This window comes from Gymnodinialimonas sp. 202GB13-11 (assembly GCF_040932485.1).
In the GTDB taxonomy this organism is placed as follows: domain Bacteria; phylum Pseudomonadota; class Alphaproteobacteria; order Rhodobacterales; family Rhodobacteraceae; genus Gymnodinialimonas; species Gymnodinialimonas hymeniacidonis.
In genome coordinates this window covers 457,161-473,069 of sequence record NZ_JBFRBH010000001.1, presented here as the reverse complement: position 1 = coordinate 473,069, position 15,909 = coordinate 457,161, and the positions used below count along the sequence as shown (strand labels likewise).

At 61.0% G+C, this 15,909-nt stretch carries 16 protein-coding genes; 6 read left to right on the top strand and 10 right to left on the bottom strand.

The genetic code is table 11. The features are described 5' to 3' along the window. Positions 1–24 precede the first annotated feature (24 nt). Positions 25–948, top strand: coding sequence for a bifunctional riboflavin kinase/FAD synthetase (locus V8J81_RS02400; protein ID WP_368474159.1), 924 nt, complete (start codon positions 25–27; stop codon positions 946–948). Further along, complete coding sequence (locus V8J81_RS02395; protein ID WP_368474158.1) at positions 945–1,391, top strand: YcgN family cysteine cluster protein; 447 nt, start codon at positions 945–947, stop codon at positions 1,389–1,391. Before V8J81_RS02400 ends, V8J81_RS02395 begins: the two co-directional genes overlap by 4 nt. A gap of 74 nt (positions 1,392–1,465) precedes the next feature. Here V8J81_RS02395 and scpA read toward each other — a convergent pair whose 3' ends face one another. Beyond that, entirely contained in the window at positions 1,466–3,595 is a 2,130-nt protein-coding gene (scpA, locus tag V8J81_RS02390; protein ID WP_368474157.1) for a methylmalonyl-CoA mutase, read from the bottom strand. Beyond that, on the bottom strand, positions 3,567–4,481 hold the full coding sequence (locus V8J81_RS02385) for a hypothetical protein (protein ID WP_368474156.1): 915 nt from the start codon (positions 4,479–4,481) through the stop codon (positions 3,567–3,569). Before V8J81_RS02385 ends, scpA begins: the two co-directional genes overlap by 29 nt. Positions 4,482–4,626: 145 nt before the next feature. Here V8J81_RS02385 and V8J81_RS02380 point away from each other — a divergent pair, with 145 nt between their 5' ends. Next, positions 4,627–5,118: a DUF4174 domain-containing protein gene (locus V8J81_RS02380; protein ID WP_368474155.1), complete on the top strand. Its 492-nt coding sequence runs from the start codon at positions 4,627–4,629 to the stop codon at positions 5,116–5,118. Between the two features lie 91 nt (positions 5,119–5,209). Here V8J81_RS02380 and V8J81_RS02375 read toward each other — a convergent pair whose 3' ends face one another. The 6 genes from V8J81_RS02375 to V8J81_RS02350 all read right to left on the bottom strand — a co-directional run bounded on the left by V8J81_RS02375 (position 5,210) and on the right by V8J81_RS02350 (position 11,188). Continuing rightward, positions 5,210–5,809, bottom strand: coding sequence for a hypothetical protein (locus V8J81_RS02375; protein WP_368474154.1), 600 nt, complete (start codon positions 5,807–5,809; stop codon positions 5,210–5,212). A gap of 4 nt (positions 5,810–5,813) precedes the next feature. Further along, positions 5,814–7,862 carry an acetyl-CoA carboxylase biotin carboxylase subunit gene (locus V8J81_RS02370; protein ID WP_368474153.1) on the bottom strand — a complete coding sequence of 683 codons (2,049 nt, stop codon included), beginning with the start codon at positions 7,860–7,862 and terminating at the stop codon, positions 5,814–5,816. Positions 7,863–7,986: 124 nt separating this feature from the next. Next, positions 7,987–8,187, bottom strand: coding sequence for a hypothetical protein (locus tag V8J81_RS02365; RefSeq protein WP_368474152.1), 201 nt, complete (start codon positions 8,185–8,187; stop codon positions 7,987–7,989). A gap of 310 nt (positions 8,188–8,497) precedes the next feature. Then, positions 8,498–8,863, bottom strand: a complete 366-nt coding sequence (locus tag V8J81_RS02360) for a hypothetical protein (RefSeq protein ID WP_368474151.1) — start codon at positions 8,861–8,863, stop codon at positions 8,498–8,500. Positions 8,864–9,227: 364 nt separating this feature from the next. Beyond that, the gene (locus tag V8J81_RS02355) at positions 9,228–9,644 is read right to left on the bottom strand and encodes a DUF6497 family protein (RefSeq protein WP_368474150.1); all 417 of its coding nucleotides are present in this window, start codon (positions 9,642–9,644) and stop codon (positions 9,228–9,230) included. A gap of 11 nt (positions 9,645–9,655) precedes the next feature. Further along, positions 9,656–11,188, bottom strand: coding sequence for an acyl-CoA carboxylase subunit beta (locus V8J81_RS02350; protein ID WP_368474149.1), 1,533 nt, complete (start codon positions 11,186–11,188; stop codon positions 9,656–9,658). A gap of 178 nt (positions 11,189–11,366) precedes the next feature. On the opposite strand from V8J81_RS02350, the gene V8J81_RS02345 reads away from it, so the two are divergent. The 3 genes from V8J81_RS02345 (at position 11,367) to V8J81_RS02335 (ending at position 14,588) form a co-directional block, all read left to right on the top strand. Beyond that, on the top strand, positions 11,367–12,584 hold the full coding sequence (locus tag V8J81_RS02345) for a multidrug effflux MFS transporter (RefSeq protein ID WP_368474148.1): 1,218 nt from the start codon (positions 11,367–11,369) through the stop codon (positions 12,582–12,584). Between the two features lie 106 nt (positions 12,585–12,690). Further along, positions 12,691–14,079: a helix-turn-helix domain-containing protein gene (locus tag V8J81_RS02340; protein ID WP_368474147.1), complete on the top strand. Its 1,389-nt coding sequence runs from the start codon at positions 12,691–12,693 to the stop codon at positions 14,077–14,079. A 50-nt stretch (positions 14,080–14,129) separates the two neighbouring features. After that, positions 14,130–14,588, top strand: coding sequence for an SRPBCC family protein (locus V8J81_RS02335; protein ID WP_368474146.1), 459 nt, complete (start codon positions 14,130–14,132; stop codon positions 14,586–14,588). Between the two features lie 145 nt (positions 14,589–14,733). Here the strand turns inward: V8J81_RS02335 and V8J81_RS02330 are convergent, their stop codons facing one another. Together V8J81_RS02330 and V8J81_RS02325 are read right to left on the bottom strand one after the other, a co-directional pair. Further along, positions 14,734–14,973 carry an HP1242/YdcH family protein gene (locus V8J81_RS02330; protein WP_368474145.1) on the bottom strand — a complete coding sequence of 80 codons (240 nt, stop codon included), beginning with the start codon at positions 14,971–14,973 and terminating at the stop codon, positions 14,734–14,736. Positions 14,974–15,068: 95 nt separating this feature from the next. Next, a complete protein-coding gene (locus V8J81_RS02325) occupies positions 15,069–15,767 on the bottom strand; it encodes an HAD family hydrolase (RefSeq protein WP_368474144.1) in 699 nt (232 codons plus the stop codon). Between the last annotated feature and the right edge of the window lie 142 nt (positions 15,768–15,909).

The window sequence follows — 15,909 nt, the reverse complement described above, 5'->3', positions numbered from 1 at the left end:
GGGCCTCTGGCCTAACTGCCGCCCATGCGAGTCCTGCGTGATTATCAATATGCCCAAGCCCGGGATCGGGGTGCCTCTGTCGCAATCGGCAATTTCGACGGCGTGCACCGGGGCCATCAGCACGTGCTCGGGCTGGCCAAACGCCTCGATGCGCCGCTGGGTGTGGTGACGTTCGAACCCCATCCCCGCGAGGTTTTCGCGCCCGATGCCCCGCCCTTTCGCCTGATGAATGCCGCCGCCCGCGCCAATCGGTTGGAAAAACTGGGCGTTGACCTGCTGGCTGAATTGCCATTCGACACGAGGCTGATGAGCCTTTCGGCAGAGGATTTCGTTGCGACGGTTCTGGTGGAAGGTCTGGGCATCAGCCACGCCGTTGTCGGCGCGGACTTCCGGTTTGGAAAAGAGCGCGGCGGCGATGCGGAGATGCTGCAAGACCTGGGCAAGCAACATGGCTTCGACGTGACCATCGCCACTTTGCTGGAAGGCGACACGGGGGCCGTTTCGTCCACCGCAATCCGACAAGCCCTGAGCGATGGGCGCCCCGCAGACGCCGCCGAAATGCTCGGCCATTGGCATAGGATCGAAGGCCCCGTTCTGCACGGCGAAAAGCGTGGGCGTGAGTTGGGTTATCCGACCGCGAACATGAATCTAGATGGGCTGCACGTGCCGAAACCCGGCGTCTATGCAGTCACCGTCGAGGTGCGAGACGGTCCCCATGCAGGCACCTATGGTGGTGTGGCCAACCTCGGCTTCCGTCCGATGTTCGAATTGGAAACGCCAAACCTTGAGACTTTCCTGTTCGACTTTAAGGGCGACCTCTACGGGACGCATCTGTCTGTTGGCCTGGTCTCTTACCTGCGTGGAGAGGCCAATTTTGATAGCCTTGATGCGCTGATCGTCCAGATGGACGCGGACTCAGCCGCCGCACGTGCGGCCCTGCGCGCATGAGGAAAGAATTCTGGACGCGCATACCCATGGACAAGATGACCTCCGAGGAATGGGAGGCGCTGTGCGATGGCTGCGGCAAGTGTTGCCTGAACAAGCTGGAGGACGAAGACACGCAAGAGGTGGCACTGACCCGCGTGGCCTGCCGCTTGCTGGATGACGAGACATGCCGGTGCGGGCAATACGAGATCCGCAAGACGCTGGTGCCGGAATGCATCCAACTGACGCCGCAGACGATGGGCGATGTCGCCTATTTCATGCCCGAGACCTGCGCCTACCGGTTGCTGCACGAGGGCAAGCCACTCTACCACTGGCACCCGCTGATCTCAGGCGATCCGGACTCCGTCCACAAAGCCGGGGTTTCAGTACGCGGCATAACAGTGCCGGAATTCGAGATCCCCGAAGAAGAGTGGGAAGACTACATCATTGAGGAACCGGGCACCTAGGCTAGAGGCCGCTGCTTCCTTGTTTTGAAAATACCTCGGGGAGTGCGAGGGGCTGGCCCCTCGCTCCCGCCATCCTAACTTCGCGTCTCTCCGATCAGCCGCAGAATATCGCGCGCCGCCGATGGAATATGCGTGCCCGGCCCGAAGATCGCCGCCACACCTGCCTCCATCAGGAAGTCGTAGTCTTGCTGCGGGATGACCCCGCCGCAGATGACGATGATGTCCCCCGCCCCTTCGGCCTTCAGCGCCTCGATCAATTTCGGCGCGAGGGTCTTGTGGCCCGCCGCCTGTGACGAAATCCCGATCACGTGCACATCATTGTCGATGGCATCTTGCGCGGCTTCCTCCGGTGTCTGGAACAATGGGCCGACATCTACGTCGAAACCGATATCGGCAAAGGCGGTGGCGATCACTTTCGCGCCCCGGTCGTGGCCATCCTGACCCATCTTCACGACCAGCATCCGGGGGCGACGGCCCTCGGCTTCGGCGAAAGTTTCAACCTCACCCTGAATGGCCGCGAAATCCTCGTCGCCCTCATAGGCCGAGCCATAGACACCCGCCAATGTCTTCACCTCGGCGCGGTGACGTCCGAACACCTTTTCCATCGCCATGCTGATTTCCCCCACGCTTGCGCGTGCCCGCGCAGCCTCAACTGCGGCAGCAAGCAGGTTGCCGCCTTCCTTCGCCACACGTTCCAGTTCCGCCAATGCAGCATCGCAGGCCGCGCTGTCCCGCTCTGCCCGGATCCGTTCAAGGCGCGCCACCTGTGCTTCGCGGACGGCACTGTTGTCGATCTCGCGAATATCGATCGGGTCCTCGCTGTCCTTGCGGTACTTGTTGACGCCGACGATCACTTCGTCGCCCCGGTCGATCATGGCCTGACGGCGGGCGGCACTTTCCTCGATCCGCAATTTGGGCAGGCCCGAGGCGACGGCCTTGGTCATGCCGCCCATCTCTTCGACCTCGTCCATCAGAACGGTGGCCTTTTCGATCAGCTCATTGGTGAGGCTTTCGATGTAGTAGGAGCCTGCCAGCGGGTCGACGACCTTTGTGACACCAGTTTCTTCCTGCAAAATCAGCTGCGTATTGCGGGCGATCCGGGCTGAGAATTCCGTGGGGAGCGCGATGGCCTCATCAAAGCTGTTCGTGTGCAGCGACTGTGTGCCGCCCAGAACCGCGCTCATCGCCTCGAACGCGGTGCGCACGACGTTGTTGTAGGGGTCTTGCTCCTGCAAGCTCACGCCAGAGGTCTGGCAATGGGTGCGGAGCATCTTGGAACGTTCAGACTTCGCCCCGAAGTCAGTCATGACGCGGTGCCAGAGCGTTCGCGCGGCGCGCAGCTTCGCGATTTCCATGAAGAAGTTCATGCCGATGGCGAAGAAGAAGCTCAGTCGGCCGGCGAATTTATCAACATCCATGCCCGCCTCCATCGCGGCTCGGACGTATTCGCGGCCATCGGCAATGGTATAGGCGAGCTCCTGCACCAGGTTCGCGCCGGCCTCCTGCATGTGATAGCCGGAGATCGAGATAGAGTTGAATTTCGGCATGTTATCAGAGGTGTAGCTGATGATGTCCGAGATTATGCGCATCGAAGGTTCGGGCGGATAGATATAGGTGTTCCGCACCATGAACTCTTTCAGGATGTCGTTCTGGATCGTTCCGGCCAAAAGCGCCTTGTCGTGCCCCTGCTCTTCCCCCGCCACGATGAAAGACGCCAGAACCGGGATCACCGCGCCGTTCATCGTCATCGAGACGGAGACCTTATCGAGGGGGATACCGTCGAACAGGATCTTCATATCCTCGACGCTGTCGATCGCCACACCGGCCTTGCCGACATCGCCAACCACGCGCTCATGATCGCTGTCATAGCCGCGGTGCGTTGCCAGATCGAAGGCGACCGAGACCCCCTGCTGGCCTGCTGCCAGACCCTGCCGGTAGAAGGCGTTGGATTCCTCCGCTGTCGAAAAGCCCGCATATTGCCGGATCGTCCACGGACGACCCGCGTACATCGTGGCCTTCACACCCCGCGTAAACGGCGCAGAGCCGGGCAAAGTGCCGACATGGCCAAGACCTTCGACATCCGCCGCAGTGTAGAGCGGCTTCACGTCGATGCCTTCCAACGTGTTCCAGGTCAGGTCATCGAGGGGACGCCCACGCAGTTCCTTTTCGGCCAGCTCACGCCAAGTATCGGTGTTCTCCGTCATCGGATGATCCTCTTCCTTCAACTGTCTGCGCGTCGGTCTGTGCCGACATCGCATCGATATAATCGGCCGACCCGCCAGCCCCTTCGGCCAGCCAGGTCAGGTCGTCTTGGTATTGGGCGCGCAATGCGTCGGCCTCATGCATCTCAAACGGCATGAAACGGTTGTCGGGCCAGGTGAATTCTTCCGCATTCAGGCCGCAATCGGTCATGAACCGTCGGACTTCAGTCCCACGCGGGGCCGCATTCAGGATCGGCAGGCTTGCCGGGATTGTCGCGATATCGGCCAAGGCGTGCAGTTGGAGGTGCGGCGCCGACGACAGCGCCTCATGTGTCCAAACCACCAACCGCGCATCCGGAACCGCACGCGCGATCTCTTCGACAATGTGCCGCCAGCGGCGCGGTTGCGTAACCATCCGTTCGCGCAAATCGGCCCGGGGCAAGGGCCCGCCCCGCATCAGGCGAAATGCCAGGGCCGAGGTCCACCAATGCGAATAACACCGCACGCCTAAGCCAATCGTGAGGTTATGCTTCTGAAACCCCTGCGCAAATTCAGCAATCCTCCGCCCGGCGCCGGGGTAGAGCAGCGTATCCTCCAACACGTTGCGCAGGCTGCCCAACATGTTCTCATCACTGATGATCAAGCGCTTTATGCCATCCTGCCGCAAGGCTTCGCTCCGCAAGGCCGCCCGTTTCGCCGCGCGTTTGGCTTGCCATGGCAGGATTGGATCGGTGCCGCCAGACATCGTGCGAAACAGGCCACCGCGCACAACCTTTGGCCCCCAATAGGTCGCCCGCGCAGCACGCAAAGCCCCGCGATTTGCGGCAAGATGGTGCTGGAAGGTTGTCGTGGCGGTGCGGTGTGCGCCGACATGAAGGATCACATCCATCGCATGGGCCTTTGGCTGAATCCGGGGCGTGCTCCAGCCCAAATTCCGCCAAATCCATGAATATCCGGTCAACGTCACATTCTGGTGCGTTAATCCCTTCGAAATCCACGCGCGCCTGCCTATATCTGTTGCAACTGGAGGACCCATGCGACCCAACAGCCTGTTTCTCTTGGCCCTTCTGGCCCTTTCCCCGTTGCCTGTGGCGGCGCAGGAAGCAAGCGATGCGACCATCGCCATGGCCGACGACGCCCCGGACGAAGGTGTCGTGGCCGAAGTCGACCCATTGGCCCCGCGCGATGCAGCAGGCCTGACGCTGGAGGAATTCCAGTGGGTCGCGCGGCCGATCGTCGTTTTTGCCGATACACCCGCCGATCCTCGCTTTGTCGAGCAAATGGAATTGCTGACCGAACGCGGCGATGCCCTGCTGGAGCGGGACGTCGTCATCATTGTCGACACTGACCCATCAGCACGGTCGGACATTCGCACGGCCCTCCGGCCGCGCGGTTTTTCCATTGTCGTGATCTCAAAGGACGGCACAGTCGGTTTGCGCCGTCCCGCCCCGCGCGACGTGCGTGAGATCATCCGTGCCATCGACAACTTCCAGCTACGGCAGGAAGAGCTTCGGCAAGGCGGATAAATCCGGCAATCCTTGTGAGAATGGCCACGACGCTCTATGTTCAAAGCATCAGCAACGAATGGATGTGTCATGGACAAGAACACCTACACACCTATCCCTGTGACCGGTCGGACGGGTCCGCAACCGGGTTACTGAAACGTTTGGCTTCGGCTTTCGCACGATCTGCGCCGCCCTCGGCATAGGCAGTGATCATTGCGTTCGCGTAGCGACCGAACTGAAGCGCCTGCTTTTTCATCTCAATGTAATCGGCGTACATCGCCATCCGGCGATCCTGCGTCATGGCCTTGAAGCCATCCCCTCGCATGTCGTCGATCAGCGATGAAATCGCCCTTACTTGGCTGTAATAGGCCACGATCGGGTCAATCGTATATCGCGGCAGAACATGGATTTCGGTCGTGAACGCCTCAAACAAGGTGTCGCTTTTCTCACGCGGGATGAAGGGGATGAATTCCGCGTCCGCCCGCATCCGGTCTAGCATAGCGTCGGCATAGGCCTGAAGCCGGTCCTCATCCCACAGGTTCGCCAAATAGTTCCCGATCTCCGCATAGATCGCACGATGCATATCGCGCAGCTTTTCGCGCCTGAGCGCAGACGCTGCACGGCGATCCAGCCAGCCATTCACGAACCATCCTGATCCGATGAATACGCCGGCAATGACCGCCTGCCATATGCGTGCGTCCCAGTCGGTCACTGGATCATTCGAACTCCATAATCACGTCATCCACGGCAAGGCTGTCGCCCGCGCCTGCATTGATCTTGCTGACCACGCCCTTCTTCTCAGCGCGCAGGATGTTCTCCATCTTCATGGCCTCAACAGTGCAAAGCGCTTGGCCTTCCTGCACCTCCTGCCCCTCTTCTACATCGACCTTCACGACAAGGCCGGGCATTGGGCAGAGCAGCATCTTCGAAGTATCGGGCGGCAGTTTTTCAGGCATCTTCTCGGCCAACTCAGCTTGACGCGGGGTACGAACCGTCACCTTCAGGTCCGCGCCGCGGGTCCGCAGCCGGAAGCCGGAGGGGATCTTGTCGACTTTCAAAACCAGAGGAGCGGCGTCGACCGTCATCCGTGCAAGGCTTTGTCCCGGCACCCAATCGCCTTCGACCCGCATCTGGGCGCCATCGGCAAAGGTGATCGTGCTTCCATCGTGATCGCCCTTAACGACAAGCGGCCACGGGATTTCGCCACCAAACTTCACAACCCATTCATCGCCCACATGGCGTTCATGGTTGTCCATGCGCCCCGAAACGCGAGTGCGGCGGATCTCAGCAACCCGGTGCATCGCAGCCGCTGCCGCCGCCACCCGGCGCTTAGCGTCATCAGGCAGGTCGACGCCCTCAAAGCCATCGGGATACTCCTCGGCGATGAAGGCTGTGGTCATGTCACCGCTGGCGAATTTCGGATGGTCCATCACGGCGCTCAGGAAGGGCAGGTTGTGGCCGATCCCTTCCACCTCGAACCCATCGAGCGCCACGCGCATCGCCTCAAGCGCCGCGTCGCGGTCTTTGCCCCACGAGCACAGCTTAGCGATCATAGGGTCGTAGTACATGCTGATCTCACCGCCCTCATAAACGCCGGTATCGTTACGAACCGCCGTCTCGCCCTGGGGGCCGTCTTCCAGCCATTTGCCGTTGGTCAGCATCGGGCCTGCGGCGACCTCGACCGGCGGACGATAGCGCGTCAGGCGCCCTATGGAGGGCAGGAAGTTCCGATAAGGGTCCTCGGCATAAAGGCGGCTTTCAATCGCCCACCCCGTCAGCGTGACATCTTCCTGGGCCATCGGGAGCGTTTCCCCTGCCGCGACGCGGATCATCTGCTCAACAAGATCGACGCCGGTGATCAGCTCCGTCACCGGATGTTCCACCTGAAGGCGGGTGTTCATCTCAAGGAAGTAGAAATTCCGTTCGCCATCGACGATGAATTCCACCGTGCCCGCACTGGTATAGCCAACGGCCTTGGCGAGCGCGACAGCCTCCTCCCCCATGGCTTTGCGGGTGGCCTCATCGAGGAACGGTGACGGGGCCTCTTCGATGACTTTCTGGTTGCGACGCTGGATCGAGCATTCGCGTTCGCCAAGATAAATCGCATTGCCATGCTTGTCGGCCAGAACCTGAATTTCGATATGGCGCGGTTGGGTCACGAACTTTTCGATGAACATGCGGTCATCGCCAAAGCTGGACGCCGCTTCGTTTTTTGACGCCTGAAAACCCTCGGCCACTTCGCCTTCGTTCCATGCGATCCGCATACCCTTTCCGCCACCGCCAGCAGATGCTTTGAGCATCACCGGATAGCCGATCTCGCCCGAGATCTTTATGGCCTCGGCCGCGTCCTCGATCAGGCCCATATGGCCCGGCACCGTGGACACCCCGGCCTCCGCCGCGATTTTCTTGGAGGTGATCTTGTCGCCCATGCTTTCAATCGCGCTGGCGGGCGGGCCAACGAACGCGACGCCCTCGGCCTCCAACGCTTCAGCAAAGACCTTGTTCTCGGACAGGAAGCCGTAGCCCGGGTGCACCGCATCGGCGCCCGTGTCGCGGATGGCCTGCATGATCTTGTCGATCACGATATAGCTTTCCGCGGCGGGCGGCGGGCCGATATGCACGGCCTCGTCGGCCATCTTTACGTGCAGCGCCTGCGCGTCAGCGTCGGAATAAACGGCAACGGTGGGGATCCCCATTCGCTTTGCAGTTTTGATAACACGGCAGGCAATCTCGCCCCGGTTTGCGATCAGCAGCTTCTTGAACATATCTTACGTCCCTTCCTTGCGGGTCTTGCCGCCCGCGCAAACGAAAAAGGCCACCGGGGTGCTGGCAGCACCCTGATGGCCTTCGAATTCAGATGTGGTGGGGCGCGTGGCCCCGGCGTTTAATTCAGCACAGGTTGACGTCGTCGCACAGCGCGCCCGCGGCTGCGCCCACAACAACGCCCGTGGCGACCGATCCGCCGACAACGGCCGTTCCGACGCCGCCGACAACGGCGCCAACGCCCGCCCGTTCGAGATCCGATGCGACACAGCCCGAAACGGCAAGCATGGCCGTGAAGACTGCAGTAATGGTGAGTTTGGTGCGCATTTTGATGCGTCTCCTGTCGAATTACCTCGTGTAACCGCTTTTACACCCGGATTGCCCTGTGGATAAGTCCGGATTTCCTCCGGGCGCTTTTGGGCAAAAAAAGGCGGTCGGTTGGGGAAACCAGCCGACCGCCTTAAAGGGGAAGGGTAACACGTCTTGTGGGTGCCGACCGGGTAAAAACAACTGGGGACAGTGGTCGGCACGATGACCATGACAGGATTCGCAGTGCGCGAAAGAGGGGCAGACGCCCGCGTTGCGGTGTGCGCGACGCCCCGCTCAAATTGGTTAACCGATGGCGAAAACATGCCGATCACCCCTCCCAAATGCCGGTGCCATCGAAGGCTTCGGGAAACGAAGCACGGGCGCGGCCCTCGTCGATGCGTAGAAGCGCGTCGTAGCTTTCAGGATCAAACGGGTCTTCAGCCGCAATGACCTCACGGCCAAACAACCAACTCAACCGGCCAGCGTCCAGATTGCCGCGCTCGAACGGCTCATCTCCAAAATACATCCACAGCGCTTCCATGAACCCTGCATCCGCGCGACGGTCCGCAGGTTTGCGATCCGCGAAGCGTTCGCGGGCAACCAGCTTGGTCGCACCCGCTTTGTTGTCGCGCCGAATCGTGAACTGGTAATCCGTCCCCGGAAGCCGCCCGGGAAAGCCTCGGTGCTTCAACATGGGCGAACGCCCCCATGGAAAAACCGGGCAAGGCTCACGCCTCGCCCGGTTAGGGGAAACGGTCTGCTCAGGCACACTGGGGGATAGTGCCTTACGACCTGCCGTAGCGACATGGGTGGCGTCTGCAATTCCGCCCGTGCCGTTTTCTTCTTCTTTTTGCCTCGCGGTGTGACCGGGCCAGCTGGCTGTTGGCCGGATGTCCCGGCCACGATCCGAGGTACAGCTGCATGTGTGCAGCTAGCAGGGACGATACATCGACTGCGAAGTTCTCCACAGACCTTTCCACAAAGGAATGGCGTCTGTGACTCAACTGCATCACCAGACGGGGTGGTTGAGCTTCGCAGACTAAAGAACTGAGAGCGCATCACAAAAGCTCCCACTGGCAAGTGTCACCCGGGGCAGAGTACGCCTCGATCGCCTGAGTTATCCCCGGCGCAGGCTCACCGCGCACAAACGGCTCGGCCATGATCTGCACCACAACCCGTGTCGGCCGCGGCTCTTTTTCCATCGCCGCAAGACCCCAGGTTTCGCAGACCCAATCATGGTCATCTTGGCCCGCATTGGCCTGCAATCCGGCATCTAACACACGCACCACCGCCCACACATCATTGTTGGGCTGTATCTCGTAAACCACGTCACACAGGTCCAAAGTCCGCCCCGACGGGGCAGTGCGGCTGTCATCAAGCGGACAAATCTCCGCTGCACTCGGCGCCGCAAGGAACCAGTAGGCGGCAGCACCGATCAAGCCAAGACCTGCGATCAGAAGGAGAATTCGAGCCATTTTGCCTCCCCTCAGAGCGGAATGTTGTCGTGTTTCTTCCAGGGCCGATCCTGCTTCTTGCGGCGCAGAGCGGCGAACGCGCGGCAAACGCGGCGGCGCGTCGAATGGGGCTGGATGACTTCATCGATATGCCCCCGTTCTGCGGCGACGAACGGATTTGCGAAACGATCCTCATATTCCGCCGTATGGGCCGCGATTTTATCGGCATCCCCCAAATCCGCGCGATGCAGGATCTCCACTGCACCCTTGGCCCCCATCACCGCAATCTCAGAGGTGGGCCAAGCGTAATTCACATCTGCTTTCAGATGCTTGGACGCCATCACCACATACGCGCCGCCATAGGCTTTACGCGTGATGACCGTGACCTTCGGCACCGTCGCCTCACCATATGCGAACAGCAGCTTCGCACCGTGCTTGATCACACCGTCATATTCCTGCGCCGTCCCGGGGAGGAAGCCGGGCACATCCACCAGTGACAGAATCGGGATTTCAAAGCAGTCGCAGAACCTCACAAACCGCGCGCCTTTCCTGGCGCTGTCGATGTCGAGAACTCCTGCCAACACCATCGGCTGGTTTGCCACCACACCAACGGTCTGACCCTCAAGTCGGATGAACCCGGTGATGATGTTGCCCGCGAAATCGCGCTGGATTTCATAGAAATCGCCCTCATCCGCGATCTTCTCGATCAATTCCTTCATGTCGTAAGGCTGGTTTGGGTTTGCGGGCACCAGCGTATCCAGGCTTTCCTCGATACGGTCCGGGCTGTCGAAGAATGGGCGGACGGGGGGCTTTTCGCGGTTGGACAGCGGCAGAAAGTCGATGAGACGGCGCACCTCGGACAAGGCTTCAACGTCATTCTCAAAGGCACCATCTGCGACGGAGGATTTCTTGGTGTGCGTCGATGCACCGCCAAGTTCTTCAGCCGTCACAACTTCGTTCGTGACCGTTTTCACCACATCGGGGCCTGTCACGAACATGTAAGAGGAGTCCTTCACCATAAAGATGAAGTCCGTCATGGCAGGTGAATAAACCGCACCACCCGCACAGGGCCCCATGATCATCGAAATCTGCGGCACCACGCCCGAGGCCTCGATGTTGCGCTGGAACACTTCACCGTAAGCCGCGAGGCTGTCGACGCCTTCCTGAATGCGCGCGCCGCCGGAATCGTTGATCCCCACCACCGGCGCGCCGTTCTGCATCGCCATATCCATGATTTTGCAGATTTTTTGACCATGGGTTTCGGAGACGGAGCCACCGAGGACCGTAAAATCCTGGCTGAACACGTAAACCTGGCGCCCGTTCACCGTGCCCCAGCCTGTGACGACACCATCGCCGGGCGGTCTATTGGCCTGCATCCCGAACTCAGTCGCACGGTGGGCGACGAACATATCGTATTCTTCGAACGAGCCCTCATCGAGCAGCAGTTCGATGCGTTCACGTGCCGTCAGCTTGCCCTTTGCGTGCTGAGCGGCAACTCGCTTTTCGCCACCCCCCAATCGGGCTTGGCCGCGACGGTCTTCCAGCTGTTCGACGATATCTTTCATGTCCCAACTCCCTTTGAATTGGGACGGAACCTAAAGCTGCGCCGCAGCATCGGCCAGCACTATCCTGAATATTTGCAAATTTTCTTGCGCCAGATGATCATGTTTTGCAAACTCGCAAACCGGTATACACCTTTCTCGGCACTGGACCTCTCTCCACGCCTCCCCTACCCCTGCCTGCATGAGCACACACAGACCGGTTCGGTTTCTGGATCGCACCACCCCTCCGCACATTTTCACGCTGATCGTGATCACGGGCCTTGGCGCGCTGTCGATGAACATCTTCCTGCCATCGCTGCCCGCAATGACCACGTTCTTCGACACTGAATATCGCGTGATGCAGTTGTCCGTCTCGCTCTACCTCGGGGTGAACGCGGTGCTGCAAGTGCTGATTGGCCCCATCTCAGACCGCTTCGGCCGCCGTCCCGTTCTGCTTGGCGGCTTTGTCCTCTTTCTTCTGGCGACGCTTGGCTGCCTGCTCGCACCAAATATCGAAACCTTTCTTCTGTTTCGCATGATGCAGGCGGTCGTCGTGGTTGGCCTTGTGCTCGGCCGCGCCGTCGTCCGCGATATGAACGACGCCGAAAACGCCGCCTCTCAAATAGGCTACGTGACCATGGGTATGGCGATTGTGCCCATGATAGGCCCTGCAATCGGCGGCTTCCTTGACCAGACCCTGGGTTGGCAAGCGAACTTCTGGTTGCTGCTGGTGCTTGGCGTGTTGGTCCTTGGCCTGATCCACCGCGATCTGGGGGAAACTGCGCAAACCACCTCTTCCAGCTTCGCCGCGCAATTCCGTGAATATCCTGAACTGCTCGCCTCGCGCCGTTTCTGGGGCTATTGCGCCTGCGCCGCGTTTGCCTCCGGCGCCTTCTTCTCTTACCTCGGCGGCGCACCGTTTGTCGGGTCCGAAGTGTTCGGTCTTTCCGCCGCGCAAGTTGGCCTTTTCTTCGGCGCGCCCGCCCTGGGTTATTTTTTCGGAAACGGCATTTCAGGGCGCTATTCAACGGCCCTAGGCATTAACCGCATGATCCTCTACGGCGCCCTCATAACAGTGATTGGCCTCGGCGCCGCGCTTCTGCTGTTCTTCGCGGGCTACCATAATGCCTATGTGTTCTTTGGCTTCACGACCTTTGTGGGCCTGGGCAACGGAATGGTCCTGCCCAACGCGACCTCGGGAATGCTGTCGGTCCGCCCCCACCTGGCGGGCACGGCCTCAGGTCTTGGCGGCGCAATCATGTTGGCCGGTGGCGCCAGCTTGTCTGCACTTGCAGGCGTCGCGCTCACCGGTGGCGACAGCGCGTATCCCCTGCTGATCATGATGCTCACGACCTCGGTGCTTGGCGTGGTCGCAATCCTTTACACGATCCGGCGCGAGGCGCAGGTCATACAGACTTGAGCGCGGGATGGCGGGTGGGGCGAAGCCATCGGCGAGCGTCACCCCATCCCTTGCCAAACAGCCTGCAAATCCGCAAACCTGACGCTGCAAAGTCAGGAACAACCCAATGCCCACGCAAAAGCTCTATGTCGGCGCAAAGCTCCGCTCGGTTCGCACCCGCCTTGGCCTCACCCAAAAGGACTTCGCTGCCAAGCTTGGCATATCGCTGCCGTACCTGAACCAGATGGAGAACAACAACCGCCCCCTCTCCACCGCCGTACTGATGGGCCTTGCACAGGATTTCGGCGTCGACGTGACGGAACTCAGCGCGTCCGACACCGACCGCCTCGTCTCCGACATGCGTGAGGCGCTGGCCGATCCGCTCTTTACAGACGATCAGCCCAACCTCGCCGACCTGCGCCTGACCGCCGCCAACGCGCCCACCTTGGCCCACGCCTTCCTCGCCCTTCACCGCGCCTACCGCCAGACCCATGAACGCCTTGCCTCCCTCGACGAAGCCCTCGGCCAAGCCCCTTCCACGACCGCTTCGCCGTGGGAGGAGGTGCGCGACTTCTTCCATTACACCGACAATTACATCGACGCCGTCGACCGCGCTGCCGAACGCTTCGCGACCCGTGCCACCGGCGATCTGGCCGCCCATACGGCCGCGGTCCTCGAAGATCGCGGCCTCACCATCCGCCATGCAGCAGGCCAGGGCGTACGCCATTATGACCCCGCAACCAAAACCCTTACCCTCAGCCCCCAGGCCGCCCCCGAAACTCAACGTTTCCAACTGCTGCACCAATACGCGCTTCTGGGCCAACACGACTTGATTGAAGCCACGCTCGACTTCGCCCGCTTCCAATCCGACACCGCCCGCGAAATCGCCCGCATCGGTATGGCGAATTACTTCGCCGGGGCCTGCCTGATGCCCTATACCCGCTTCGCCGAGGCCGCACAGGATACCCGCCATGATCTTGAGCGTATGTCGATCACCTTTTCCGCCTCGATCGAGCAGATCGCACACCGCCTCTCCACCCTCCAGCGCCCCGGCGCGAAGGGCATTCCTTTTTTCTTCGCCCGAGTCGATCAGGCCGGAACCGTCACCAAACGACACTCCGCCACCCGCCTGCAATTCGCGCGCTTTGGAGGGGCCTGCCCGCTTTGGAACGTGCATCAGGCGTTTGAGACTCCGGGTCGCTTCCTGCGCCAATTGGCCGAAACGCCGGACGGCGCGCGCTACGTCATCCTTGCCCGCGATGTCTCCAAATCCGGCGGTGCCTGGGGTCGCCCCACACGGCGCTACGCCATTTCGCTAGGGTGTGAGGTGCGCCACGCTCAAAGCCTCGTCTATGCGGACGACCTCGATCTGACAGCCGCCCCACAGCCCATCGGCATTTCCTGCCGCATCTGTGAGCGCCAGGGCTGCCACCAACGCGCGGTTCCACCGCTCGAACGGCAACTCACCGTCGATCCTAACCGACGCGGCACTCTGCCCTACGAGGTTGCCCCATAAACCCGCGCCCGCTACCGTCCTGAAACCAGATCGAAAAAGGACGCCGCCCCATGGAAATGCACGCCAGCCGCCACATCGCCGCCGACCGCGAAACGGTCTGGGCCGCGCTCAATGATGCCGAAACCCTCAAGGCGTGCATCCCCGGCTGTGAGGAGCTGACCGGCTCCCCGGAGGAGGGCTTCTCTGCCGTCGTCAAACAAAAGGTCGGCCCGGTCAAAGCGACCTTCAAAGGCGAGGTGACGCTTTCCGATGTCGTCCCGAATACCAGCTATACTATCTCGGGCGAAGGCAAGGGTGGCGTTGCGGGCTTTGCCAAGGGCGCGGCACAAGTGGCTCTGGCCGACCATCCCGAAGGCGGAACCGAACTCACCTACGATGTCGACGCAAAGGTCGGCGGCAAGCTGGCGCAACTGGGCTCCCGCCTTGTCGACAGCTTCGCCACCAAGATGGCCGATCAGTTTTTTGAACGCTTCCAGGCCCATGTCGAAGGCCCTTCGGAAACCGCCTGAACCCATCCCGCCTTCCACTGGTCAAAAATACCTCAGGGGGCGTCCGCCGGACGGGGACAGCGTCCCCAACCTAAAAGGTTCAGCGCGCAAGCGCTGAACCGAAACAAGGATCGTACGGCGCAGCCGTTCCTTTTGACAAAGCGGCTCAGGCCTTGGCCAACATCCCCGCGATCTCGTCTTTTAGGGCCATCCGCTGGCGCCGCATGTCCTGTTCTGCAACATCGCTCACCGGCTCCACCCCCGTTTCCGCCCTGTGAACCGCCCGGTTCACGTCGTGATAGGCCTCGGCCAATTTGGCAAAATGCGCATCCGACTGCTTCAGAGCATGGATAGTATCGACCTTATCCGGAAAATCGTCGGCCAGTTCGTGGGGCGTGTGCGACATGTCAGGCAACCTCCGTCTGTTTTGGTTGCCATAATGGTGCCAGCGCACGCATCACTCCGCTTTGCGCTGGGTCAAATCAACGCCTTTGAGGCGAATTATTCCGCCGCCGTATCCAGCGCCCCGCGCCAAGCGGCCGTTAGCACTTCTGGGCTCAGCACCTTGGCTGACGGCAATGTGCCAAAATCCTCTGGCATCTCTGCGGCCAACGAGCCCGGAAAGGCCAGCACGGCGAGCCCTGCATCTTGCGCCGCCTGCGCGCTCGCAGGCGTGTCGGCCACGACCAAGACGCGTGATCGGCCCACACCCAGTGCCTGTGTCGCGCGCGTCATGGCCTCTGGATCCGGAGCCAAGCGGCTGACATCATCGCGCAAAACGGCGACGTCAAACCCAATGCCCGCCCGCGCACGCGCCGTCGCGGTCAAGAGTGCCCGAACCGGTCCAATCCCCGACCGGCTCACCAGCCCAATGCTCACACCAGCGCGCGCAAGCCAGCCCATCGTCCGCGCAACCCCCGGCCGCAAAGGCAGGCTTCCGGTTAGCATAGAGGCGAAGTGCTTCTGGTGCGTGTCATCCAGAATCTCAGGCTGAACCGGGCAGAGTTCGCTACGCTCCGCCGCGTAACTTGACACAAGCTGGCGGTCACCGCCTGCCCGCATCAGGCCCGCATAGGTGCTCCACGACCAATCCCAGTCGAGCCCATGGGCCCGAAACGCCGCGTTCCAAGCTTCGCGATCCATCTCGGCGCATTCCGCGATGGAGCCCATGCCGCCAAAAATGATGCCTTCCAAAGTCATGTCGTTCTCCCGTGTTCTTTCACACGAAAGAAACCGGCCGGGGTCGGACAACCTATGGGCGGATGATGCGGCGGTGCAGCATTGAAGTTAGGGCAAACATGGGCGGTATACCGGCGCCCTGCACAATTTTAAGGCGACCACA

Excerpts from the sequence above, each read along its gene's own strand:
- V8J81_RS02370 (WP_368474153.1), bottom strand. The coding sequence starts at position 7,862 with ATGTTCAAGAAGCTGCTGATCGCAAACCGGGGCGAGATTGCCTGCCGT.
- V8J81_RS02350 (WP_368474149.1), bottom strand. The coding sequence starts at position 11,188 with ATGAAAGATATCGTCGAACAGCTGGAAGACCGTCGCGGCCAAGCCCGA.
- V8J81_RS02330 (WP_368474145.1), bottom strand. The coding sequence starts at position 14,973 with ATGTCGCACACGCCCCACGAACTGGCCGACGATTTTCCGGATAAGGTC.
- V8J81_RS02335 (WP_368474146.1), top strand. The coding sequence starts at position 14,130 with ATGGAAATGCACGCCAGCCGCCACATCGCCGCCGACCGCGAAACGGTC.
- V8J81_RS02340 (WP_368474147.1), top strand. The coding sequence starts at position 12,691 with ATGCCCACGCAAAAGCTCTATGTCGGCGCAAAGCTCCGCTCGGTTCGC.
- V8J81_RS02345 (WP_368474148.1), top strand. The coding sequence starts at position 11,367 with ATGAGCACACACAGACCGGTTCGGTTTCTGGATCGCACCACCCCTCCG.
- V8J81_RS02355 (WP_368474150.1), bottom strand. The coding sequence starts at position 9,644 with ATGGCTCGAATTCTCCTTCTGATCGCAGGTCTTGGCTTGATCGGTGCT.
- V8J81_RS02395 (WP_368474158.1), top strand. The coding sequence starts at position 945 with ATGAGGAAAGAATTCTGGACGCGCATACCCATGGACAAGATGACCTCC.
- V8J81_RS02400 (WP_368474159.1), top strand. The coding sequence starts at position 25 with ATGCGAGTCCTGCGTGATTATCAATATGCCCAAGCCCGGGATCGGGGT.
- V8J81_RS02385 (WP_368474156.1), bottom strand. The coding sequence starts at position 4,481 with ATGGATGTGATCCTTCATGTCGGCGCACACCGCACCGCCACGACAACC.
- V8J81_RS02380 (WP_368474155.1), top strand. The coding sequence starts at position 4,627 with ATGCGACCCAACAGCCTGTTTCTCTTGGCCCTTCTGGCCCTTTCCCCG.
- V8J81_RS02325 (WP_368474144.1), bottom strand. The coding sequence starts at position 15,767 with ATGACTTTGGAAGGCATCATTTTTGGCGGCATGGGCTCCATCGCGGAA.
- V8J81_RS02360 (WP_368474151.1), bottom strand. The coding sequence starts at position 8,863 with ATGTTGAAGCACCGAGGCTTTCCCGGGCGGCTTCCGGGGACGGATTAC.
- V8J81_RS02365 (WP_368474152.1), bottom strand. The coding sequence starts at position 8,187 with ATGCGCACCAAACTCACCATTACTGCAGTCTTCACGGCCATGCTTGCC.
- scpA (WP_368474157.1), bottom strand. The coding sequence starts at position 3,595 with ATGACGGAGAACACCGATACTTGGCGTGAGCTGGCCGAAAAGGAACTG.